This window comes from Psychrobacter sp. UBA3480 (assembly GCF_002377945.1).
Lineage (GTDB): Bacteria > Pseudomonadota > Gammaproteobacteria > Pseudomonadales > Moraxellaceae > Psychrobacter.
Map to the genome: position 1 here is coordinate 174,456 of NZ_DFQV01000033.1, position 24,241 is coordinate 198,696.

General features: G+C 43.2%; 23 protein-coding genes. 13 read left to right on the top strand and 10 right to left on the bottom strand.

From position 1 onward, the window contains the following. Nucleotides 1–31: 31 nt before the first annotated feature. Nucleotides 32–1,204, bottom strand: a complete 1,173-nt coding sequence (locus B2863_RS13670) for an MFS transporter (RefSeq protein WP_296211519.1) — start codon at nt 1,202–1,204, stop codon at nt 32–34. 105 nt (nt 1,205–1,309) lie between these two features. Between B2863_RS13670 and B2863_RS13675 the strand changes: the two genes are divergently transcribed. The 4 genes from B2863_RS13675 (at nt 1,310) to B2863_RS13690 (ending at nt 4,648) form a co-directional block, all read left to right on the top strand. Beyond that, nucleotides 1,310–2,200 carry a LysR family transcriptional regulator gene (locus tag B2863_RS13675; protein WP_296211521.1) on the top strand — a complete coding sequence of 297 codons (891 nt, stop codon included), beginning with the start codon at nt 1,310–1,312 and terminating at the stop codon, nt 2,198–2,200. A gap of 39 nt (nt 2,201–2,239) precedes the next feature. Next, nucleotides 2,240–2,650: a DUF2177 family protein gene (locus B2863_RS13680; RefSeq protein ID WP_057760908.1), complete on the top strand. Its 411-nt coding sequence runs from the start codon at nt 2,240–2,242 to the stop codon at nt 2,648–2,650. Between the two features lie 151 nt (nt 2,651–2,801). Continuing rightward, the gene (locus tag B2863_RS13685) at nt 2,802–3,362 is read left to right on the top strand and encodes an acyl-CoA thioesterase (protein WP_057760906.1); all 561 of its coding nucleotides are present in this window, start codon (nt 2,802–2,804) and stop codon (nt 3,360–3,362) included. A 197-nt stretch (nt 3,363–3,559) separates the two neighbouring features. After that, a complete protein-coding gene (locus B2863_RS13690) occupies nt 3,560–4,648 on the top strand; it encodes a cation diffusion facilitator family transporter (protein WP_296211527.1) in 1,089 nt (362 codons plus the stop codon). Between the two features lie 157 nt (nt 4,649–4,805). Here B2863_RS13690 and dps read toward each other — a convergent pair whose 3' ends face one another. Next, nucleotides 4,806–5,288 (bottom strand): DNA starvation/stationary phase protection protein Dps, encoded by a 483-nt coding sequence (gene dps / locus B2863_RS13695; protein WP_296211529.1) that lies wholly within the window; start codon nt 5,286–5,288, stop codon nt 4,806–4,808. Between the two features lie 483 nt (nt 5,289–5,771). On the opposite strand from dps, the gene uvrB reads away from it, so the two are divergent. From uvrB to B2863_RS13710, 3 genes are all read left to right on the top strand, one after another. Next, complete coding sequence (gene uvrB, locus B2863_RS13700) at nt 5,772–7,883, top strand: excinuclease ABC subunit UvrB (protein ID WP_296211531.1); 2,112 nt, start codon at nt 5,772–5,774, stop codon at nt 7,881–7,883. A gap of 311 nt (nt 7,884–8,194) precedes the next feature. Further along, on the top strand, nt 8,195–9,247 hold the full coding sequence (locus B2863_RS13705; protein ID WP_296211532.1) for a pyridoxal phosphate-dependent aminotransferase: 1,053 nt from the start codon (nt 8,195–8,197) through the stop codon (nt 9,245–9,247). A gap of 300 nt (nt 9,248–9,547) precedes the next feature. Then, a complete protein-coding gene (locus tag B2863_RS13710; protein WP_165597842.1) occupies nt 9,548–9,925 on the top strand; it encodes a hypothetical protein in 378 nt (125 codons plus the stop codon). Nucleotides 9,926–10,023: 98 nt separating this feature from the next. On the opposite strand, the gene B2863_RS13715 is transcribed toward B2863_RS13710, so the two are convergent. Then, on the bottom strand, nt 10,024–10,413 hold the full coding sequence (locus B2863_RS13715) for a hypothetical protein (protein WP_201567403.1): 390 nt from the start codon (nt 10,411–10,413) through the stop codon (nt 10,024–10,026). Nucleotides 10,414–10,597: 184 nt separating this feature from the next. Continuing rightward, the gene (locus B2863_RS13720; RefSeq protein WP_057760892.1) at nt 10,598–11,113 is read right to left on the bottom strand and encodes a hypothetical protein; all 516 of its coding nucleotides are present in this window, start codon (nt 11,111–11,113) and stop codon (nt 10,598–10,600) included. 317 nt (nt 11,114–11,430) lie between these two features. Here B2863_RS13720 and recJ point away from each other — a divergent pair, with 317 nt between their 5' ends. Then, complete coding sequence (gene recJ / locus B2863_RS13725) at nt 11,431–13,269, top strand: single-stranded-DNA-specific exonuclease RecJ (RefSeq protein WP_296211537.1); 1,839 nt, start codon at nt 11,431–11,433, stop codon at nt 13,267–13,269. A gap of 81 nt (nt 13,270–13,350) precedes the next feature. Here recJ and B2863_RS13730 read toward each other — a convergent pair whose 3' ends face one another. From B2863_RS13730 to B2863_RS13755, 6 genes are all read right to left on the bottom strand, one after another. Further along, nucleotides 13,351–14,016: a trimeric intracellular cation channel family protein gene (locus B2863_RS13730; RefSeq protein WP_057760888.1), complete on the bottom strand. Its 666-nt coding sequence runs from the start codon at nt 14,014–14,016 to the stop codon at nt 13,351–13,353. A gap of 71 nt (nt 14,017–14,087) precedes the next feature. Next, a complete protein-coding gene (locus B2863_RS13735; protein ID WP_296211539.1) occupies nt 14,088–14,723 on the bottom strand; it encodes a trimeric intracellular cation channel family protein in 636 nt (211 codons plus the stop codon). 100 nt (nt 14,724–14,823) lie between these two features. Next, nucleotides 14,824–15,975 carry a multidrug resistance efflux transporter family protein gene (locus tag B2863_RS13740; RefSeq protein WP_296211541.1) on the bottom strand — a complete coding sequence of 384 codons (1,152 nt, stop codon included), beginning with the start codon at nt 15,973–15,975 and terminating at the stop codon, nt 14,824–14,826. 61 nt (nt 15,976–16,036) lie between these two features. Continuing rightward, on the bottom strand, nt 16,037–16,768 hold the full coding sequence (gene queE, locus B2863_RS13745; RefSeq protein ID WP_296211543.1) for a 7-carboxy-7-deazaguanine synthase QueE: 732 nt from the start codon (nt 16,766–16,768) through the stop codon (nt 16,037–16,039). 225 nt (nt 16,769–16,993) lie between these two features. Continuing rightward, nucleotides 16,994–17,815, bottom strand: coding sequence for a 2,3,4,5-tetrahydropyridine-2,6-dicarboxylate N-succinyltransferase (dapD, locus tag B2863_RS13750; RefSeq protein WP_057760881.1), 822 nt, complete (start codon nt 17,813–17,815; stop codon nt 16,994–16,996). A 224-nt stretch (nt 17,816–18,039) separates the two neighbouring features. Next, nucleotides 18,040–18,984, bottom strand: a complete 945-nt coding sequence (locus B2863_RS13755; RefSeq protein ID WP_296211545.1) for an alpha/beta fold hydrolase — start codon at nt 18,982–18,984, stop codon at nt 18,040–18,042. Nucleotides 18,985–19,361: 377 nt separating this feature from the next. Here B2863_RS13755 and B2863_RS13760 point away from each other — a divergent pair, with 377 nt between their 5' ends. The 5 genes from B2863_RS13760 (at nt 19,362) to B2863_RS13780 (ending at nt 24,184) form a co-directional block, all read left to right on the top strand. Next, on the top strand, nt 19,362–20,558 hold the full coding sequence (locus B2863_RS13760; RefSeq protein ID WP_296211547.1) for an FAD-dependent oxidoreductase: 1,197 nt from the start codon (nt 19,362–19,364) through the stop codon (nt 20,556–20,558). A 221-nt stretch (nt 20,559–20,779) separates the two neighbouring features. Beyond that, nucleotides 20,780–21,772 carry an arsenosugar biosynthesis radical SAM (seleno)protein ArsS gene (gene arsS / locus B2863_RS13765; RefSeq protein WP_296211548.1) on the top strand — a complete coding sequence of 331 codons (993 nt, stop codon included), beginning with the start codon at nt 20,780–20,782 and terminating at the stop codon, nt 21,770–21,772. 92 nt (nt 21,773–21,864) lie between these two features. Continuing rightward, nucleotides 21,865–22,686: a DUF547 domain-containing protein gene (locus B2863_RS13770; RefSeq protein ID WP_160020971.1), complete on the top strand. Its 822-nt coding sequence runs from the start codon at nt 21,865–21,867 to the stop codon at nt 22,684–22,686. A 45-nt stretch (nt 22,687–22,731) separates the two neighbouring features. Then, entirely contained in the window at nt 22,732–23,439 is a 708-nt protein-coding gene (locus tag B2863_RS13775; protein WP_296211551.1) for a TIGR04283 family arsenosugar biosynthesis glycosyltransferase, read from the top strand. Between the two features lie 82 nt (nt 23,440–23,521). Next, a complete protein-coding gene (locus B2863_RS13780; protein WP_296211553.1) occupies nt 23,522–24,184 on the top strand; it encodes a TIGR04282 family arsenosugar biosynthesis glycosyltransferase in 663 nt (220 codons plus the stop codon). Nucleotides 24,185–24,241: the final 57 nt, after the last annotated feature.

A 24,241-nucleotide genomic window follows, 5' to 3' on the forward strand; every position in this document is an offset into this window, starting at 1 on the left:
GAACAGTTTGAGACCTATGTATTGAAAAGTTCTACGATGCTTGCATGGCACGCTTATCACGCAGACCTGAATAGCGTGTTACCGCTAACGCCATTAGAGAAATAACAGCGCCGATCCAAGCTGTGTCTTGCAATGACATATTTTCAACCACGCTACCACCGATGATTGAGCCCAGTGCAATACCGATATTGAATGCAGCAATGTTCAGTCCAGAAGCGACATCGACAGCGTTCGGTGTATATTTTTCAGCTTGCTTGACCACATAGATTTGTAGGCCTGGTACATTACCAAAGGCGAAAGCACCCCATACCAGAATAGTTAGCACAGCAGCAATCTTGGATTGCATAGTAAAGGTGAACAATAAAAGAATGACACTTAAGGCGCTAAATATAATGCTAAGCGCACTAATAGGGCCACGTTTATCTGCAAGTTTTCCGCCCCAAATATTGCCGATCGCAACGGACACGCCATATACGAGCATGATAAGACCAATGGCTGATGGTGCAAATTTGGTCTGCTGCTCTAAGATAGGTGCTAGGTAGGTAAATGCCGTAAACGTACCGCCATAGCCAAGGATCGTCATTAGATAAACCAGCAGTAATTGTGGTTTTACAATGACTTGTAGTTGCTCTTTGAACGTTGCAGGGATAGATTTTTTTAGGTTTTTCGGTACCAATATGGCGCTACCAATTAAAGCGATTAAACCCAGTACTGAGACGACTAGAAACGTAGCGCGCCAGCCAAAATGCTGTCCAATCCATGTGCCAAGGGGTACGCCAGTGACGAGCGCTACAGTAAGTCCAGTAAACATAATGGCAATTGCGCTAGCTTCTTTTTCTTTACTGACAAGGCTAGTAGCAATCATGGAACCAATAGAGAAAAACACACCATGCGCCAGACCGGTCAAGATACGGGCAAGTATTAAGGTTTCATAACTGGGTGCTTGCCAAGCCAATAAGTTGCCCATGACAAACAGACCCATTAGGCTCATCAGTACTATTTTACGATTCCAGCGGCCAGTGAGTGCGGTAAGTATAGGGGCACCGATGGCAACGCCGACAGCATATAGGCTGACGAGCAACCCTGCTGAAGGTAAGCTCACGCCTAGATCTGCGGCAATAGTTGGTACCAATCCAACGATGACAAATTCGGTTGTCCCAATTGCAAATGCGCTTAGAGTAAGCGCCCATAAAGCGAGTGGCATAACGACATCCTAATAATTAAATGATGCGCGTAGTTTGACCGATTTATAGTTTGCAAAAAACAGCATAAATGACAAAATACCTTTGTCAATTTTGTAAAGGTAATCATGATGATGGGACATGCTAAAACAGAAGACATAGAGATATTTTTGACGGTAGTAGACACGGGCAGCTTTACTGGCGCTGCCAACTTACTGAATCAGCAGGTTGCCAAAGTATCTCGTGCGGTGTCCAGAATCGAAGATACGCTGCAATGCACGCTATTGAATAGAACGACACGGCGCTTGGAGCTGACGGAGGAAGGGCATGTCTTTATAAGATATGCGCGTGAGAGTTTAAATACGTTATATACCGGTGAAGAGGCGATTAAGCTGTTAAAACAAGCGCCGAGTGGGCATCTACGAATTGACGCCGCGAGCCCGTTTGTCTTTCATCAATTGACGCCTTTGGTTGGTGATTTTGTGGCGCAATATCCACACATTACTCTCGACCTTACCTCGCATGACAATATCATCGATTTGCTTGAGCACAAGACAGATCTGGCTATCAGAATTGGCGACTTAAAAGACTCAAATCTGCATGCACGTTTATTAGGTAAAAGTAAGCTGCGGCTAGTAGCCAGTCCTGAATACTTATACCAGCATAATGAAGTAGCTCATATTGATGATTTAAGCACTCACAAATTGATTGGCTTTAATGATGCATCAAAACTAAATAGCTGGCCACTAAAAACTCCAGTTAAACTGAATTTCCACATGACAGCCAGTAGCGGCGAGACCTTACGTCAGCTATGTTTAAATCACCAAGGGATCGCTTTATTGTCACATTTTATGATTGGTGAAGATTTGGAATCTGGCAGATTGGTTGAGGTGTTACCTGAGGCGATAGTCAGACCAAACAATCGTGAAGCCATACAGGCGGTATATTACAAAAACAGTGCCGTATCTTCGCGTATTCTGGCATTTTTAGACTTTATCCAACCACGACTAACACTATAAATTTTATCCGTTTTTATTCATTTTATAAGAGGTAATATCATGGGTTACGTTTTTATTTATCTCGCTGCTGTGGTTATCTTTTTGGGTGTCGATGCTGTATGGCTGACGACCATGAAAGGCGCTTTTTATGAGTCGCGTATCGGGCATCTATTGGCTGATGAGCCAAACATGATGGCCGCTGGCGTGTTTTATATGTTTTATATATTGGCACTTTGTATTTTGGTTCTATATCCGCAAATTAAAGCTGGCGCATCCGTTGGTCATATCTTCTTACTCGGCGGGCTGATTGGCTTGATGGCTTATGGCACATATGACTTTACCAATTTGGCACTGTATAAGGGCTTTACGTTAGATACGGCGTTGGTTGACTTTGTATGGGGTGGTATTTTGACCGGTTCGGTTAGCGCCATAGTGGCGTGGCTTGCGTATCGCTTTCACTGGTTGAGCTAGCGCCTATATCTTGGCTTATTTAATACTGTTTAAATAGCCGCAATTTACATAATTTAGACTGTCTAATGACAGAGGGCCGTTTGTGCTATACGGCGACCTGCTGTATAAATGGTAGACATAATAAATAAGTGTCAAACCATTAAGGAATATTATGCCGCAATACAATACCAGCTCCACTGCCAAAAAAGCCCCATTAAACCACGAGCTATATATGTCAGTACTTATGACGCCCGATATGGCGAATTTCATTGGCAATGTGCATGGTGGGGATTTGCTCAAGATGCTTGATCAGGTCGCTTATGCCTGTGCCAGTCGCTATAGTGGTAATTATGTGGTGACACTGTCTGTCGATCAGGTGATGTTCCGTGAGCCGATATATGTGGGCGAGTTGGTTACTTTTGCAGCCAGTGTCAATTATGTTGGCAACACTTCAATGGAAGTAGGTATTCGCGTCGAAGCAGAAGATGTGCGTGGTCGTACCGTACGTCATACCAACAGCTGTTACTTTACGATGGTGGCTATTGATGACAATGGTAAACCGACATCCGCACCACCACTCGATATCAAAAACAAGATGCAGCAGTGTCGAGCTGATGCAGCTAAAGAGCGAAAGAAGCTGCGTATGGAAAGCTCGCATCGTCCTAGTTGCGACTTCGAAGAGATTAACAAGCAGTTTGGCGAGAACGAAGAAAATGCTGAGGTAGAAAAATAGCCTAAGTTATTCAAAGCTATCTAAAGTTATTTAAAGCTATCTAAAGTTATTTAGTTTTATTGAATTAATAATTCATACAACGACTCACTAAAAAGACACTGAGATTGTAGAGCGCTTATTTTAAGCTGATGTATGTTTCAAGCCATTTATCTACGGCAAAAATTCTACTATCAATACGTTATTTCAGTGAGTCTAGCATGAGTCTAAAGCCATCTATTGCTAATCCCCAGCGCCATTTACCAGCCTCTCCTAAAGCGCAAACACCTCGCGCGCGTGGGGCAGGTAATCCTAAAATTCTAAACGACCCTGAACTAAAACATACCCTTAATCAAAGCCCCGAAACCAATGATGAGCATTCAGGATCACTGATCACTGTGTTAATTGCAGTTGGGGCCAATCTGGTTATTGCAATCGCAAAAACTGTTGCCGCCTTTATGACAGGCTCAGCCTCTATGATTGCCGAGGCAGCTCACTCATGGGCAGATGCTGGCAATGGTACATTGCTCATCGTCGCAGAAAAAAAATCTATCAAACCTGCTGATAAAAGCCATCCACTAGGCTACGGCAAAGAGTCTTATGTTTGGTCGATGATTGCTGCTTTTGGTGTCTTTACAGCAGGTTCGATTGTCTCTATCTATACGGGTATTAAAGAATGGAACGCTACTGAGTCTGAGGCTAATTACACGATTGGCTTTATCGTATTGGCAGTGGCGTTTGTGCTCGAAGGGATCTCATTGGTTCAGGCATACAGACAAAGTAAAAAGCATGGTGAAGCGCTCGATATAAGTGCACTTGGCTATGTCGTAGATACGTCTAACCCAACGTTGCGCGGTGTGTTCTTTGAAGACTTAGCAGCGGTTATCGGTTTGGTGATTGCCGCTGCTGCTATGGGTATGCACGCTTATACGGGCGAACCATATTGGGATGCATTAGGGTCTATCATCGTCGGTCTACTATTGGGCGTCGTCGCCATATTCTTAATCAGTCGAAACCGAGATTTCTTGGTCGGGCATAGAGTCACTGACCGTATGCACGAATATGTTTTAAGCGAGCTGCTAAATCATCCAGATATCGATAGTGTGTCCTACCTGCACCTAGAGTGGGTCGGCCCAAAAAAGATATTTATGGTGGCGGCAGTAGATATCGCCGGCAATCAAAAAGAAGAGCATATCGCTCGGAAATTTGAAGAGATTGAAAATCTATTCAGAGGTAACCCAGTCTTTCAAGAGGCTATCTTGACGCTGTCAGAACCTAATGCTGAGCTGCTAAGTTTAGAGAATATTTAATCTGGGGGTTTGATGGATTGAATGTGTAATATGTAGATCTTATCGAATGCTTTTAAGTACACTTTCTAAATTCAAAAATACAGACACAAAAAAGCCGTCAACTATGACGGCTCTTTTTATAACTCTAGTGCTTAGTGACTAGTCAAATTGAATGCTATTATTTCTTCGGTGCGTTTGCGCCGATGAACCATGCATCTTTATCAACGATACGGCTAGCTTCTGTAAATAAGTCAGCGGTGTCTTCATCACCTGCGTCGCCAGCAGCAGCAATCGCTTCACGCAATGTCTCTGCGACTTTCTTATAGCGGCTGGTTAACTCACGAACATGCTGATCTACTTCAGTGATGTCAGTTGGGTAGTCATCTAGGATAGACTCTTTTACTACGCGACTTGCCAAACCGTTTGGTTGGCCTCCTAGGATCACAATACGCTCTGCGATAGTATCTGATACTTCAAGGATGCGATCTGATGTTTCATCTAATAACTGATGCACACCGATGAAGCCAGTGCCTTGTAGATTCCAATGGCACTGTTTGCCATCTAAGGTTAAATCAATAACATTTGCTAGGTTAGCGTTTAGCAAATCAATCATTTTTTTCGCAGTTTCGTCTGAAATACCACTTGCGTAACGTTCTCTCATATTTTACTCCGTCATTTATTTAAAATTATTATATTGAATGAAAGTTCAATGTATTTTTATTGGTCTTCTATTCGATGACAATCAAGTTAAAGCTAATGATACGAATTGCTATAAAGCTATCCATTCATTAGTACTGATCACTAGTACTTGAAAGTCATCAACTTGTTAATTCAAGAACGATAATAGCAGCTTAACTCAGTGTTGGAACCCTTGAGTGTTAGGCTTTGTTAGGTGGTCGTGTAACGAGTTTGTTAACCGTGAAAAGCTTTGTAAATTTATCGAATACTGTGTGCGTTTTTTATAACGATGTAAGTTTTATCCGCTAATATTAATCATTAACTTTTAATAAACCGTACATTTATGTACTCATTTTTTTAGGCAGCCAGACAGCGTTTTGACTATAGGATAAGACTCCTTATTCTCCTTTAAAAACCGCTGCTCAGACCCCATATTGTTATAAACCTTAAGAAGAAGAAAGCCATTATGCGAATGCCTGAACCGCGCTCATCGCGTCAGTTAAATCAATTGGCCACTCAGCTCCAAGGCGAAGCTGAAATTAGTGGTGTTAATGCGTCAGGGACGCAAATATCAAGTCGTGCCTTTGAGATGGTTACTGACTTTGAGCCAGCAGGCGACCAGCCGCAAGCCATCAAAAAGCTAGTTAACGGTATCAATTCGGACATGGACGAGCAGTTGCTATTGGGTGTGACTGGTTCTGGTAAGACCTATACCATGGCAAAGGTCATTGCTGAAACTCAGCGTCCGACCATTATCATGGCGCACAATAAAACGCTAGCCGCTCAGCTATATGGTGAGTTCAAATCGTTCTTCCCTAATAATGCGGTCGAATATTTCGTCAGCTATTATGATTATTATCAGCCAGAAGCGTATGTCGCAGCGAGTGATACCTTTATCGAAAAAGACAGCGCCATCAACGATCATATTGATCAGATGCGCCTGTCAGCCACGCGTGCCTTGTTAGAGCGTCGTGATGCGATTATTGTCGCTTCGGTATCCTGCATCTATGGTTTGGGTGATCCAGAAAGTTATCTTAAAATGCTATTACATGTCGTTGTGGGCGATAACATCGATCGTACGGCGACTATCAAGCGTTTGGTTGAGATGCAGTACACACGTAACGAGTTGGATTTTGGCCGTGGTACGTATCGCTTACGTGGAGAGCTGTTAGATATCTATCCTGCTGAGTCTGAGCAGCTAGCCGTACGTGTGCATTTATTTGATAACGAAGTCGAGAAGATTACGTGGTTTGATCCTTTAACGGGTAAGACGGTGCGCAGCGTGCCACGTATTACCATTTATCCAAAGTCGCACTATGTGACGCCGCGTAATAAGCTAGAAGCCGCCAGCCATACGATCCGTGCTGAGCTAGAGCCGCGTTTAGAGTATTTCCGTGATAACAACAAACTGATTGAAGCACAGCGTCTCAAAGAGCGTACTCAGTATGACTTGGAGATGATTCAGCAGCTAGGCTATTGTAACGGTATTGAAAACTACTCACAGCATCTCTCTGGTCGTCCATCAGGGGAAGCGCCGCCGACATTGTTTGATTATATTCCAGAAGATGCCTTGTTGTTCCTTGATGAGTCGCATGTTACGGTTTCGCAGATTGGTGCGATGTATAAAGGCGATAGATCGCGTAAAGAAAACTTGGTCAATTATGGTTTTAGATTGCCAAGTGCGATGAATAACCGCCCGATGAGGTTTGAAGAGTGGGAGCGTATCAAGCCCAAAACAATTTATGTCAGTGCCACGCCAGCATTGTATGAGCTTGAGCACAGCGAGCAAGTCGTTGAGCAGGTCGTCCGTCCGACGGGTCTAATTGACCCTGAGATCGAGATACGTCCTGTCTTGACGCAAGTTGACGATGTGCTATCAGAGATTACCAAACGCCGTGAAAAGGACGAGCGTGTACTGATTACTACATTGACCAAGCGTATGTCAGAAGATTTGACCAGTTACCTCAAAGAGTATGATGTAAAGGTCGCCTATCTACATTCGGACATCGATACTGTTGAGCGTATGCAGATTATTCATGAGCTGCGTACTGGCGTGCATGATGTGCTGGTCGGTATCAACTTATTACGTGAAGGCTTGGATATGCCTGAAGTATCACTGGTAGCGATATTTGATGCTGATAAAGAAGGTTTCTTGCGTTCAGAGCGTTCGCTTATCCAGACCATTGGTCGTGCAGCACGTCACTTGAATGGTAAAGCTATTCTCTATGCCGATCGTATTACGCCAAGTATGCAAAAGGCAATAGATGAGACGGATCGCCGCCGTGATAAGCAGATTGCCTTTAACCTTGAGCATAACATCACGCCAAAAGGTGCTCGCCGTAGTATCACGGACAAGATTGATACGGGCGAAAGCTTGGATGCCAATGACAATCAAGCTATCCCAGTTAAGAGTAACTTACCAGATGTGGATATCAATATCTTGCGTAGCCCTGATCTACTTGCCAAAGAAATCAAACGATTAGAGAAGCAAATGCAGCAAATGTCGCGTGATTTGAAGTTTGAAGAAGCAGCAAAAACGCGTGACAAAGTACTAGAGTTAAAAGCACATTTAATCTGATCGCTTGGGTTAAATATTGAGGCTAAAAAGAGGCTAAACAATAGCTAAGGTGGGGTGCTTTTTAAGTACCTCACTTTTTTATGGTTTATACAATATCGGAACGTACAGAATACTTGTAATACCGCGCATTGCCACTTACCATATCCGCATAAATCTCACCATCCATATAATATTTCAAAAATTTAAGTCGCAAGCAAACAAGCCGAGCGTGAGTAATGTTCTTGTTAAGCTAAGCTTGTTGTTCTCATAGATCAAATTATCAACACAGACTAAATTTTTGGAATGGACATAATCTAGGCGTATTATTCACTGTGCTTACCAACAACTTAATAGAATTAAACTCTAACGAAAATTCACTCGGTATGTCAGATGCTGCTAAACAAGCCGTTATTAACTCTTTAGACATCGGCTTTCGTTATCCTGATGACCAACGTGCAGCGCTGATTACCAAAGTCGCTGAGATAAACGGTGTGACAGAGAGTCAAATCTCACTGGGCAGTGGTTCTAGTGAAAATATTCGTACTGTCGTCCAAATGCTACAAAATCAAGCATTAGTAGCAGGCAAAAAATTCCAAGTTATCGTGCCGCATCCAACCTTTGCCTATGCTGAATTATATGCGACATCCATTGATGTGCCTGTGGTAAAAGTGCCGCTGACCACTGAAAATTACGCTTTTGACTTGCAAAGCATGCAAAAAGTGGCTGATGACTTTGACGGTATTAGCTTGTTTTATCTGTGCAATCCAAACAACCCAACGTCGACTATTACTGACACAGTAAAGCTAAAAGAATGGGTAGGGCATGCACCAAGTAACCATTACTTTTTACTCGATGAAGCTTATTCGGAGTATGTGACTGATCCAAGTTTTGAGAGTGGTGTTGCATGGATACGAGAGGAGTACTCAGAAAATATCGTTGTGGTGCGTACCTTTTCAAAACTATGTGCACTCGCTGGCATGCGTGTTGGCTATGCAGTTGCTAGCCCGCAAATGATAGCTAGATTAGAAGCATTTATCTCGATTGATAATACCAACTTGGCAGGTGCGGTAGCTGCATTAGCGACTCTCGATGATGAAGATTTTTTGGCATTGAGCTTACGTACAGCCAATCAATCAGGTCAGCTGGTTGAGCAAACATTAGATGAGCTTGGCTTACGCTATTTGCCGTCACAAGCGAGCTTTATATTCCATGAGATAAAAGGCGATGTGCAAACCTATATCGATAGAATGCGAGAACATGGCATTGCGGTCGGGCGTGAGTTTGCGCCAATTACTGGCTTTAACCGCTTAACACTTGGCAGACCTGATGAGATGGCGGTATTTGTAGAGGTGCTCAAATCATTTCGTGAAAAGGGCTGGGTCTAATTAGGTCAGTTAATGCAGTTCGATAATAAAAAAGGGAAGTTGCTTATTGGTCGCTTCCTTTTTTGTTGAGTCTATTTTTCTGGTTCTATTTTATTGGGTCTATGTCACATCCAAAATCAATCGCACATTTTTACCAACATCAAACGCAGTTTTACATATCGCACCTTAAATAATCTAACACTATCTTATAGGATAACTGAGTAAAGCATGACCCGTTAATCACACAGATGAATACTGGATAACAATCACAGTGCTCGGCATGCTCACGTATCTTATAATTATAAAGTTAGGGATGTACCTATGTTCGATATCAAATCATTTTTTAAACGAGAAGTAGAAAAAAAGCTTATCAATGTAGATGACTATATTTTTATGCCAGAACGCGTAGAGATGGAGATTGAAGGTGGTCTATTAAATTGTGTGTTGAATAGCGATGGTCGCGTAGATATTTTTTATAGTAAAGACGGTGTCACTGAGGTGGGTTCAGCGTCGCGTAAGCACCCATTTACAGCATTTGAAAAAGAGCTATATCATGGTATTTATGATGACGTGATTAATGATTTAATTAAGGAAGTAGATAAAATTATTGATAGTACTTCGAAGTATTTTCGTCGTAGCCAATCATTGCCTTTTACGGCTTCTATAACGTCTCAACCAGCTGACACAAATAAGTTTTAGGCTAATTGATTGAACTAATCTGTTAGCAATAAAAAGGGTGCGTTATGTATAACGCACCCTTTTTATTATTTTTTATTCTAACGAATCATTTGATTGTTCTATTGAACAAAGCTTGTATAGCAGCTCTGTAAAGATTTGGCGACGACTTGTGCAACTAACTGAGTACGGTACTGAGAGTCAATCGCGGCATTGCCCAGCTCAACAATCGTTACTTGCTGCGGTGCTTGCTCACTGACGCAGCCACAAACATTGGTTTTAACAGATTCTTGCTGTGCTTCTGTCATGGCGACGCTTGCAACACGCCACGCGTTTTGTTTTTCAATTTGGCTACGGCATTGGTTGTCGATCGCAGCTCTAAAAACATTCATGCCAATCTCATTTGCGGTACCGATTGCTGTACCTGTACCGTTGTTTGTAGCACCTGTTGTGGTACATCCCGCCAAGGCAAAAGTCGCTAGCATCATCGTTGAAGCCAAGATTTTTTTCATAAGTTAGTCCTTTAAGGTGTCTGTCATAAATAAAGCTGTATATTATCAGTAAAACCTAGCAATGACATCATTAACCACAAGCGCATTTTATTTTAGAACTCTATAACCTATTTGTATAAACCACAAAAAAGCCAGCTAAGTAATCACTTAACTGGCTTGATATAGGCTAAGCTATTTGGCTTATTTATACGTTTTTGCCGTGTTCTTTTTGCTGAATATCTTTTGCCAATTTATAGCATTCATTGATATGGTCATTGGCAATTTTCTTAAAAATCGTATAACCCATCGTTGCAGCAACTAGTTGACCACCAAGTGGAATAAACTTGGTCACTTGTTTGGCAGCGATACGACCACCGAAACCTTGAATGGTTTTTTTGACGATACCACGTGTTGCCATGAGACCAGCGAAATCTACAGTACGATCTTTTACTGCGCTCCAATGCACTTCGCGTGATTCCAAATTAATGGCTGATTGACGGTCTTCAATGAGACCAAAACGCTCACTAATCTCTGGAATCAACTGCGTCAACATCCCCGCATCAACTGCCACATCAAAAAATGGTACTGGCACAACTGCTACACCAGCAGAAACTCTAGCGCGTCTTTTTACCATTCCCTGACATTCTTTCTTAACCTTATCAAGGTCTAGGTTAGGGTCGATAGTATTTGGAAGTTTTTCAGCAAGTGGCGTGGTTTTCATAAAGTGTCCTTATAAATAATTAAAATATAAATGATAAAAAGTTCAATAGGTAACAAATCCTTCAGTTGCTTACTATTTTATGGATTTATGCGTGGCTTACAATCATTGCTTTGTAGCAAAATGAATGAAATTACTCACACTGTGCACCTTTTTTGTAAGTGATTAAACGAAGGTGATCTACATGAGCTATAAAAATGGCGGTATCAATTATTGCTAATTTACAGGCATTATTCATCAGGTTGCACAATGCCTAATGATATACAGAGGTAGTATAAATTGTCATTGTGACCCTCTACTAAAGCCAGTAGAATACCCTCATGCTAAATTTAACCCCCCGTTATACCAGCACTCGCATCGACGAGTTGCCCGACGCGCTGCAACCATTTGCCGCTCAATCATTCACGCTTGCCCGCCTGTATGCAGGGCGAGGTATCACTGCGCCTGATGAGCTGGAAACTAGCCTATCAGGTCTATTGCCTGCTGAGGCATTGCACGGTGTCACTGAAGCCGTGCGCTTATTAGATGTAGCCATTGATGAGCGTCAGCGTATTTTGATCGTTGGTGACTTTGACTGTGATGGTGCCACCAGTACAGCCTTAATGATGCGTGCGCTTACAAAGATGGGTGCGGTCGTTGATTTCCTAGTGCCAGATCGTTTTAAGTACGGTTACGGTCTGACGCCAGAGATTGTCGAGTTAGGTATTGAGACTTTTCAGCCAGATATGATAGTGACGGTTGATAATGGCATCTCAAGTCATGAAGGGGTAGTACGCGCCCAAGCTGATGGTATCACGGTGATTATCACCGACCATCATCTCACCACCAAAGAGACGCCACCTGCGGAAGCGGTAGTCAATCCCAATCAGCTAGGTTGTGACTTTGCTAGTAAAGCACTGGTCGGAGTTGGAGTCGCATTTTATGTGCTCGGACGATTGGCAAAGCTACGCCGCGAAGCTGGCAAGTCTACGGTACAGGTGAGTCAATATTTGGATTTGGTCGCACTTGGGACGATTGCAGACGTTGGGGTACTGGATAAAAACAACCGCATCTTGGTACATCATGGATTATCAGCTATTCGTCAAGGCCGCTGCTGTATGGGAATACTGGCATTGCTTGAGCAAGCGGGCCGTGATCCTAAGCAGCTTCATGCCCAAGATTTCGGTTTTGTATTAGGCCCCCGTATCAATGCTGCTGGGCGTATGGATAATATGCGCATCGGTATCGAATGCTTATTAACGGAAGATTGGAGCACCGCACAGCGATTGGCACAAGAACTTGAGCAGTTGAATCGCACGCGTCGTCATGTAGAAGGCGAGATGCGCGCACAAGCCGACAGTATCGTACAAGCACTGGCTAATGAAGATAATAACGACAATAGTACGAATGGTGATAGCGACAACAATGCGAGTAACGATGACACAATTATTCAAGCTGTCTCTACTGCGAAGGCTAGCAATTCAGGTACGCGTAGTATTATTCTATACCAAGATGACTGGCATCAAGGAGTCATTGGCATTGTCGCTGGTCGCCTAAAAGAAAGCCATTATTTGCCCAGTATCGTTTTTGCACCAGCAGACACTGAACAAACAGATGAAGATAGTGCTATTAAAGGTTCTGCACGTTCTATCGCTGGCGTACATATTCGTGATGCGATTGAACAAGTTGCTGAGCGTTATCCAGACTTAATCAGTCACTTCGGTGGGCACGCGATGGCGGCAGGTTTAACCCTCAAGCGCCGCAACTTTGAGGCATTTGTCACAGCTTTTAACGAAGTGATGGCTCAGATGGATGATGAGATATTTGCAGAACAAAAATTCACTGATGGACCTTTGCAAGCGAGCGACTTTAGCTTATGGTTTGCCGAGCATTTAGCCGATGCCAGTATCTGGGGTCATGGATTTGCGCCACCAATATTTGACGGTGTGTTTGAGGTACTGAGCTTCAAGATTTTAAAAGACAAACATCTTAAGTTATCGCTGCGCTATCCAGACGTTCAATATCCGATAGAGGCCATTTGCTTTAACTTTGATAATGAGGCTTGGGATTACCGTGCTAAGCAAGTCCATTTGTTATTTCAGCTAGACATTAATGAATGGAATGGCAAACAAAGCTTACAGCTGATGGTCAAAGACTTGGCTGTGCTAGAGCAAGGCTAAAACGGCAATGCCAAATCGATAATACCAACGCGCTCAAAGATGGGCGCGTTGGTATTTTTGAAATGAAGACACGCCCTAGTATCAGTATTTCCACTCTAGTGTGGGGAACTGCCAATCGTAACGAATAGCCAGCATACGCAAAGTAAAAATCGTACTCATCGTAGAGATGTCAGCTACCCAATCTGTCACGCCTAAGTTCTTTAGAGCAAAGTACAGCACACCACCCGTCAACGCTGCCGTAATATAAATCTCTTGCTGTAGTACCAATGGAATCTCATTGCAAATCATATCGCGAATGATGCCGCCAACCACGATGGTAATCACACCTAACAATAGTGCTACAGGCACATTGGCACCCATACTATCAGCGACTTTGATACCTATCAGCGTAAATGCTGACAGACCAATAGTGTCGGAAAGTTTGAGGAACTTATCTACTCGTCTAGAGTTTGGATGAAAAAATATCTGCATCGCTAGCGATGAAATTGTAATGAGGGTCAGATAGCTCATATCTACCATCCAAAATAACGGATGGCGATCCAGAATGACATCACGTACCGTACCGCCGCCGATAGCAGTGACAATAGACACGAGCAGACAGCCGAAGACGTCGAAGTTTTTGTGCTTTGCAAGTATCGTGCCTGAGACGCTACAGGCGATGATGCCAATCATATCAAAGAAATATATCAAAGAGCGCGGGTCAAAAGTAGTGATCAGTACGGTAGGATCCAATACGATAGCCAACATGGGCAGTTCTCACTATTTTCAATTATTGTCAGTCAAACAAAGGCTATCTAAGTAGAGTCTTGCTCAATCAATCAGTCTACGAGTCGAATAGAAGGCAGATGCCAGTCGAATCTGAGCGCGAGCATACGTACTGCAAAGATGACAAACAGCATAATAAATTCGTTGAGACTGGCACCCACCCCAAAATACTGTAAGCATAAATAGGTTACAGACCCTGCGATACTGGCAGTAATATAAATCTCACGCTGTAGTACCAGCGGAATCTCATTACAGATGATATCACGTAGCAAACCACCGATAATGGCAGTCCAGACACCCATCATAATAGCAATAAGGGGAGATATGTCTAGGGTTAAGGCCACCTTAAAACCAATGACACTAAAAGCGGCCAGCCCAATGGCATCAAAGAGCTTTAACGCATTGTCAATCTTATGATAAAGGTGAAAGAATATTTGTAAGATAAGAGAGGTCACCGTGATAACGATCACGTAATTAAGATCAGTCATCCAAAATAGAGGGTGACGGTCGAGAGCCATATCACGTAATGTACCACCGCCGATGGCATTGACCATCGCCACTAGAATACACCCAGCAATATCAAAGCCTTTATGCTGCGCAAGCAAAGTCCCTGCAATCGCGCAGGCAACAATGCCAACCATGTCCAATAAATATAATAGAATATCAGGAAAAATCAAAGCATTACCCATGGTTATAGTGTCAAATCGTGATCATCAAAGTGATAGGTGTTTTTTAGGCGGTTATTCAATGCATAACTTTGACGAAATATGCGTAGTGTTATAGTGCCATTTAGCCATCTTTTGCAAAGAATATCAGCCCTACAATAATTAGCCCTATACCGACCAGTCCCATCGCCGAAGGTATGGCGTTATCTAACAATAATATACCCCCAATCAAAGCAAAGATAACTTCACTGGCTTGGGTTGAGTCAACGCCTGCAACCTCGCTTGAAGTAACAGCTTGCTCGCGCGCATACAGAAATATAGTGGTTGCTGCCACGCCTGCTAATAGAGCAACGAGCAACGTATTGATTATTTGTGAGGGGTGGGGCTGGTCAGGGCGCACTATAATGCCCAAAAACAGCCAAAATGGCAAACACCCAAGAGTCATTAGCCACACTTTGTTAAAGGCATTTTGCAGTAGCGTGGTTTCGATAGAAGGAATATGAGCAATTAGATTTTGTAGGGATGAGGTTGCCGCAGTGTTGTTACTTTGAAGTACGCTATCAATATCGGTAGCATCATATGTCGTAGCTGGCAAATCATAAGCTTCGGATATGAGTGGTTCACTCTGCTCACTGATATCAATACCAATACTGGCTTTTTGAGCGTTCAACTCTGCGGCCTTCTGTAGTTCAGTATTGCGCTTGCGGGCATTGTGAGAAGCCTGCCAAACCAGCTGGTTACCAATTGGGTAGCTAAAAGCGGCGATAAGAGCGGGTAGTGCACCGTAGAGCAGCATGTCAGACATGGGGACGGTGTCGGTTATAGAAGCAGCATGCAGACCTTCACTGATATTGACGAGCGCCACACCGATAAAGACAATGACAGCATATACGATGAATTTCTTATCAAAACGTTGACCAAATGCCGATAGCACAAGCAAACTGGCGACGACGGTAAACATAAAGGTAGCCGCTACCACCCATCCCGCAACATGATCTGCGGCATAACAAATACCGGTGTAAAACAGTCCAAACCCAATACTGCCAGTAATGCACCAAAAACCCCAATACTGTAGAAAAATTCTCATTAGTGCTTTAATACGACCAAAGCCATGTTGCATCGTAATAACGGCGGTGATAATCAATAGCATAAAGATATAGCGTAGACTCGCTGACCAAAACCAATGTCCACCTGCGCTACTCATAAGCTCATTTAAGATAAATGTCGAGCTAAAAAACGCACCTGCTAGCAAGCCCAATAAAATGAGTTTGATCATACCGCTACCTTATCCATGGCACTCTACGTATTCACACTTTCTGTTTGTTACTTGCTGATAGTTACTTGCCTTTGGCATCTGCCCAAATGATCTTATGCAATTGTAGCTGAAAACGAACTGGCAAGGCATCAGCCAACATCCATTCTGCTAGCTCGCGCGCCAATACAGGTACTTCAGGGCTGAGCTGTTCATCGATATCATCTGCGACATTAAACATCGGAGAGAACCATACCGTACCGACCAATTCGTTTAGCTTATACTCGGTCAATTTAGCTTTTGCCCAGTCGTAATCTGTACGATTCATAATGACAAACTTGATTTGGTCATGCTGAGTGAGATAGTCGAGATTTGACCATAGATTTTTATCGACTTCGCCTGAGCTTGGCGTTTTGAGATCCATTACCTTACTGACTGCTGCTGGCACGTTTTCTACCGTGAGTGCGCCTGCGGTCTCAAGGGATATCTCATACCCATCGCTCAGCAAACGTTTCATCAATTCAATGGCATTTGGCTGTGCTAATGGTTCACCACCAGTCAGACAGATGCGCTTGCACGGATAACCTTTGATGGTTTCTATGATGGTTTCTAATGATTGACGTTCGCCGCCAGTAAAAGCATATTCGGTATCACAATAGACGCAGCGCAGCGGACAGCCTGTTAGACGCACAAATATCGTCGGCAAGCCTGAGGTGATTGCCTCACCTTGTAAGGAATAAAAAATCTCAGTCAGACGCAACCCTGCTTCAGGGTCAGTGACAGGGATAGCGGCGGTGCGTAATGATGATTCACTCATAATATTTCAAATACAGTTAAAGGTCGATAAGACGATGAAGCGCTTATCAATCGTAATAAAAAGGCAGGGGATGGTACGAATGATTTTGTGTTTGTATAAAGACAAACTAAAAGAGGATTATAACGTAACGCGTTATATTAAGCTGCAAAAAAGATGCTGGAGTCATCCTCCAGCATCTTCATATAAAACAATATTATGTACCAAATAATGGTACGTGCCAAATATTTAGGCTAGGCGTAATAGCTCGTTTACTGATGTTTTTGCACGAGTTTGCGCGTCAACTTTTTTCACGATGATAGCAGCGTACAGGCTGTGCGTGCCGTCTTCTGACGGTAAGCTACCTGGTACGACAACAGAACCTGCTGGCACACGGCCACGATGAATCTCGCCAGTTTCACGATCATAGATGCGCGTCGATTGACCGATGTAGACACCCATAGAGATGACAGCGCCTTCTTCAACGATAACACCTTCAACGATTTCAGAGCGCGCACCGATGAAGCAGTTGTCTTCAATGATAGTAGGGTTTGCTTGCAATGGCTCTAATACACCGCCGATGCCAACGCCGCCTGACAGATGCACGTTTTTACCGATTTGAGCACATGAACCAACAGTCGCCCATGTATCAACCATTGCGCCTTGATCGACATATGCACCGATGTTGACGTATGACGGCATCAATACTGCGCCTGCTGCGATGAATGAACCTCTACGAGCGACAGCTGGTGGTACAACGCGTACGCCTGCTTCTTTAAACTGTGCTTCGGTCCAGTTAGCAAACTTAGTCGGTACTTTGTCATAGAACTGTACATGTTCGCCAGCAGCTTGGACGTAGTTGTCGTTTAGACGGAAAGACAATAGTACGGCTTTTTTGGCCCACTGATTGACAACCCATTCGCCATCTTTCTTTTCTGCTACGCGCAGGCTGCCGTTATCTAGTTGCTCAAGTACTTGATTGATAGCATCACGCACGTCTTGTGGCATATTGGCTGGGCTGTATTCGTTGCGATTTTCAAATGCTTGTTCGATGGTTTGTTGTAATGACATAAAGGTTCCTAAAATGAATGAAAGGGAGGGTGATCTTAAAATTATGGTTAAAGACTTATATGACCCAGCCTAAAGAAAATTCAAGGTATGGCTTGGTCCAAAAACTTGCTTGCCGTATTGTCGCTAATTTGACCACTTTTAGCAAACACGTTGAGGATCTTATTATGACAATATTAAATGAGTTGTTCTCAGGTATCCTCTCAAAACAACTCATTTATCATGATTTAATTGTCTGTCGTGTTGGTCTCTATCCACTCTAAAATGTCTTGATAAACAGTCTGTTTATCCTTTTCGTGCAGCACTTCATGACGCATATTGGGATACAGCTGAATATCGACATGACTGAAATGACGCTTGTCCAGACGCGTGACAACCCTACGTATACCGCGACCCATCTCACCAATCGGATCATCTTCACCGCTGATAAACAGCATCGGGAAATTTTTGGCGATAGTGGTAGCCCAGTTTTTATTCAGTCCAGTATCCATAAGCGTAAACAATGTCATAAAGCCATTATTGGTAAAGTCAAAACCAGTCTTAGGATCGGCTTCATAGGCTTCAATGTTTGCGGTGTTTTCACTCAGCCAGGCAAACTGTGAGGATGAATTACGTTCAGGTAGTTGGCTGTTAAGGACTTTATTCATCACCTTGGCAAAAACTGTATTCGGTTGTCGTGGGGCGACTCTGGCCAGTAGCTTGTTAATAGGTAATAACACCTTGGCCAGTGGGTTGGCGTCTGCGGAACCCATTAGGATGGCACCTGTGAAATTATGCGCATGATGTTTAAGTACGTTGCGCACGATAAATGAGCCCATCGAGTGACCCATCACAAAATGCGGGACGTCTGGATGACGCTCTTTTAGGCTATCGGCCATCACAATCACGTCTTTCAAAAGTGACTGTACCGGATGCTCTTCACCGAAAAACCCAAGATCGGCCTCAGTCTTGATAGTCTGTCCATGACCCAAATGATCGTAAGTCGCTACAGCGATACCATTGTCTGCTAAAAACTGTGCAAAATCGCTATAGCGACCGCTGTGCTCTGCCATGCCATGCACAATTAGTAAAGTCGCGCTAATCTCGACGTCTTTGCTACTTGGCTCAAAAAAGTCATGGTGCAAGTAGTGAATATTGTCAGAAGACAAGATGTGATCGTTACTGGTACTCATGTAATGTTCCTTGATTACTTATAATTTTCATTAATGGTTTTGACGATGTTTCTCAAATAATGAGTCAAGTAGCGCAATTTATCCTGCGGCTCTTATAATGTCCTATTGTACTGGGCGATGATAAATAATTTCACCTTATTTTATGATTTTAATTCAGTTATACAAAATATCATTCTACTAATAACGGTTGACGCAGTGACTATGGTTGAATATGTATAAGTCACATGAATCGAATGAGCCATTTACGCTCTTACTGTTTGCCCGCAACAGACTGGTCTTATTTATATGATACTTTTAAATGAGTTTTTAAAGTCATTTATATCAATCAACATTCGATCAAACACTAACAGCAACCAACCGCCTTGATAAAATCATCTATGACGAAATTTTTACCGAAAAAGACACTACTATTGGCAGGCGCAGGTCATGCTCACATTGGCATGTTACGCCGACTTAGCGCAGCGCGTTTAAAGGATGCCGATATGATAGAGGCAGACATTCACTTAATTAGTGAGCAACCGCAAACCATCTATTCTGGCATGTTACCAGGTTGGATGGCAGGGCATTATCAGCTGCATGATATCAGTATCGATATCAAATCGCTTTGTGTGCGAGCAGGCGTGCGCTTTATTCAGCAGTCGCTTGTAAAAGTAAATGCAGCGTCAAACAAGGTGGTTACGACTGGCGATGAACAAACGGATTTTGACTACGATGTCTTGTCTTTAAATACTGGCGCAGATACAGATATGCGTTGGCTACCTGACCAAAATAGCTACAACGAGCACAGAAGCGACAGTAACGATAACAATACTGGCGCTACCGATAATGATACTGACGTGATTGCCATACGACCGTTATCAGCATTTATCATTCAATGGCAGCGGATTCTAAAGGCCGCTCAGCAGTCTGAAAAGTATCAATTGGCTATTATCGGGGCAGGTGCTGCGGCAATAGAATTGGTGATGGCAGCCAAAGTCGCGCTAAGGAATATCAATCGTAATCATCAAGTGACATTAGTATGTGGTGAGAATCTATTGTCAGGGTTTAATTCGGGCTTTCGACAGCGGGTTATCAAGCAGCTAGATCGACATGACATTACGATAGTTCGAGAACGAGCGACCGATTATCGTGACGGTAAATTATCAACTACGCATAAATCATTGCCCATAAATGCGGTCATCGCTGCGACTGGCGTTATAGGGTCGGCATGGACGGCTTCTACAGATTTAGAAATAGAAGGTGATGGGTTTGTCGCGGTAAACGATAAGCAACAGAGCGTTTCTCATTCCAATGTATTTGCCGTTGGTGATGTGGCGACACGAATCGATAAATACGTGGCGCACTCGGGGGTTCACTCCGTACATGGTGGTGCTGTCGAAGCCGATAATCTATTGGCCTATCTACAAGAGAGCGTAATGAAGAGCTATCAGCCAAAGTCACGCACGCTATACCTGCTATCGTGCGGCGATAAATATGCCATTGGTAGTTGGGGCAACATAAATCTACAAGGTCGCTGGGTATGGCATCTCAAAAAGTATATTGATAAGCGCTTCATAGAGGCGGATAAGGGTTAATGCTCATTTGGAATAAACCATAAAATCCATCTGATTAGTCATCAATGCGTATTCATAATCAGGTATGATTGATTAGATAAACCGTAAAGTAAGCAATCAGGTTTTACGTTGTAAATATTAAAAATAAACAGTAAAAGCAATGCGCTATCTGTGTTTTCTAATCTTTAATTTTACGTTGCTATCCTTTTTTAGTTGTACTGCTAACAGGATTTTAGACCACCATGAAATCAACAATTGAGTTACTTGAGCATACGGATTTTCCAGCGATAAAACGTCGTCAACTGACCATATTGCAAGTGAATATGGGCTATTTATGCAATATGTCTTGCGTACATTGTCATGTGGCTGCCAGCCCTTATCGTACCGAGATGATGTCGCGTGAATTGGTCGAGTTGATACCAGAAGTATTGCAAGCACAAAATATCGATACGCTTGATTTGACGGGCGGTGCGCCTGAGATGCACGAGGATTTTAAGTATTTGGTCAAGGCCGCTCGGGCATTAGGCGTCAAAGTGATAGACCGCTGTAACCTGACCATTCTTATGGAAGAGGGTTATGAGGATATGGCGCAGTTTTTAGCAGAAAACCAAGTGGAAGTGGTGGCTTCTTTGCCTTGTTATTCCCTAGAAAATGTAGATAAACAGCGCGGTAAAGGTGCGTTTGATGACAGTATATTAGGATTGCAGAAGCTCAATCAGTTGGGGTACGGCAAGCCTGATTCAAATTTAACATTAAACTTGGTCTACAACCCACAAGGTGCGACGCTGCCGCCCAATCAACAGCAGCTTGAAGCAGATTACAAGCGTGAGTTAAAAGCGCACTTTAATATTGAGTTTAATCATTTATTTGCCCTAACAAATATGCCGATTCAGCGTTTTGGGGCGGTGCTATTGGCAAAAAACCAGTTCCACCCGTATATGGATTTGCTCAAAGCTAATTATATGGCTGCTAATTTAGCCGAGGTCATGTGCCGTTCGACCATTAGTGTCAATTGGTTGGGTGAGCTATTTGATTGTGATTTCAATCAGCAGTTAGAGATACCTGTCCCCAACAAGTCACGGCAATACCTAAGTGATTTGTTAACGCAAAACCCGTCTGGTGATGATATTGCCATTGCTGACCACTGCTATGGTTGTACAGCAGGACAGGGCAGTAGCTGTGGCGGCGCGTTAGAAGAAGAGGCAGTAGAGCCAGCGCTAGTAGACACGCCTTAGTAGTTCTAATATAAGTACGTTCAATATAAGTACTTTTGGCATAGATAAAAAAACATAAATAAAAAACAATCAGTGTAAACGGAGTAAGCCTTATGTCAGTATTTAACTTTTCAGCGAAGACATTTTTCGCCCAGCCAGTGATTGCCACGACTATTTTATTAGCAAGTGTGGCCGCTCATGCTGACTTTAACCATCAGAGCTGGGATAGCCTATTAAATAAGCATGTGACCATGACCAACGGTGGCAAAGCTTCAGTGGTCAATTATGCTGGCATGAAAGCAGATCAAAGTAAGCTGACAAGCTATCTAGAAGCGACGAGCAAGGTATCTCAATCAGAGTTCAATCGTTGGAGTAAAAACGAGCAGTTGGCATTTTTAATCAACGTTTATAACGCTGGTACGGTTGATTTGGTATTGACGAAATATCCAAACGTCAAATCTATCAAAGATATCGGCGGACTGTTTGGGTCACCATGGAAGCAAGAGTTTGTTTCGCTACTTGGTAAGACGCGCTCACTTGATGATATCGAGCACAATCTGATTCGTGGTTCTAAACGCTACAACGATCCGCGTATTCACTTTGCGGTCAATTGTGCCAGTATCGGTTGCCCTGCATTGCAAGATGATGCCTTTACTGGCAAGCGTTTAGACAGTCAATTAGAGCAGGCAACGTCTAAATTTTTAGCAGACAGTAGCCGTAACAGTCTCAAAGGCGATACGTTAAGAGTGTCACCGATTTTTAAATGGTATAAAGAAGACTTTGCAACCAACTGGCGCGGCACAAAAGATTTGGCAGGGTTTTTGGGTCGTTATAGCTCGTCATTAGGATTGAGTAAAGCTCAGACAGCGGATCTCAAACAAGGCAAGATAAAAATAAGCTATACCGATTATAACTGGAATTTGAATAAGAAATAAGCCAGTTTTTAATCTTAATCGCTGATTCATGTGACGGTATATCCATTGAACCTATCAATTATTGTTCCATTATTAAATGAAGCGGACAACTTGCCTGAGCTTATGGCTCATATTGTCCGTCTCGATCCAGCACCGCAGCAAGTGATATTGGTCGATGGTGGTTCAGTGGATGGTTCGGTTGCTATCGCCAAAAGTGTGCTCGAAAGTATAGAGATTGCTCAATCAATCATTGATTGGCATATTATCGAATCTACCGTAGGACGCGCTCAGCAAATGAATGCGGGCGCTATATTAGCAACAGGTGACGTGCTGCTATTTTTACATGCTGATACCGAGCTGCCTGCTGACGCGATAAATAACGTTCAACAAGCAATAGTTCAGTATGACTGGGGACGATTCGATGTGCGCTTAGACAGCTGTGAGCCATTGTTAAAAATCGTCGGGTTCATGATAAATCAGCGCTCACGCTTAATGAGTATCGCCACTGGCGATCAAGCAATTTTTATCAAAAAATCCATATTCGAGCAGATTGGTGGCTATCCTGATCAGCCATTGATGGAAGATATCGAACTGTGTAAGCGGCTCAAGCGAATTGCTCGACCAGCTTGTCTAAAAAGTAAAGTCACGACTTCAGCGCGGCGTTGGCAGCAGCATGGCACGTGGCGGACGATTTTTTTGATGTGGCATTTGCGCTTTGATTATTGGCGCAGAGTATCGCCTGACGTTTTAAATCAACGCTACTATAAGCAGTGAGATTGTTTATTTTATAAACATGGTAGGTAAGAGCGAAAACAAACTCGTACTGATGCATTTGACCAATTGAGAGACAGTTATAGTGACAGATGATTCATCTGCAAGACAGCAAGATACCTGTATCCTTCTTTTTGCAAAATATCCAGCGCGCAATAAGGCAAAAACCCGCTTACAGCCAGCACTGGGTATAGATGGCGCTGCACGTATGGCAAGGCAACTATTACTGCATAGTATTGATCAGGCCGTTGATACGGGGTTTTCCGTTGAGTTATGTGTGAGTCCAGCACCAACAGATCCATGCTGGCAGGCGCTTGATTTGCCCAACTCGTTGCGCTGGTCTGCTCAGGCCGATGGTGATTTGGGTTTGCGTATGTTGATAGCCAGTCAGCAAGCATTGCAACGTTTTAAAAAGGTTGTGTTAATTGGTACGGACTGTCCTAGTCTTACGTCAGGATGTATTCAGACAGCGGTACAGCAGCTAAATCAACAGGATGTGGTCATGATTCCAGCGACTGATGGTGGTTATGTACTGTTAGGATTTAGAGAGGTTGATGCAAGCTTGTTTTCGGACATTGTTTGGAGTACGGCTAGTGTGGCCACTGTGACCAAGCAGCATGTGGCGGATTTGGGTTGGACATTGGCATTGTTAACACCGTTACATGACATTGATGAGCCTGAAGATCTAGTACATTTGCCGTCAGGCTGGTTAGATTCTCACGTCAATATTAAGGTCGATAATAGCTGATAACGCTTCATTGAAAAATGGATTAATAAACTCACCAACGTAGTTGTATATTCTAAG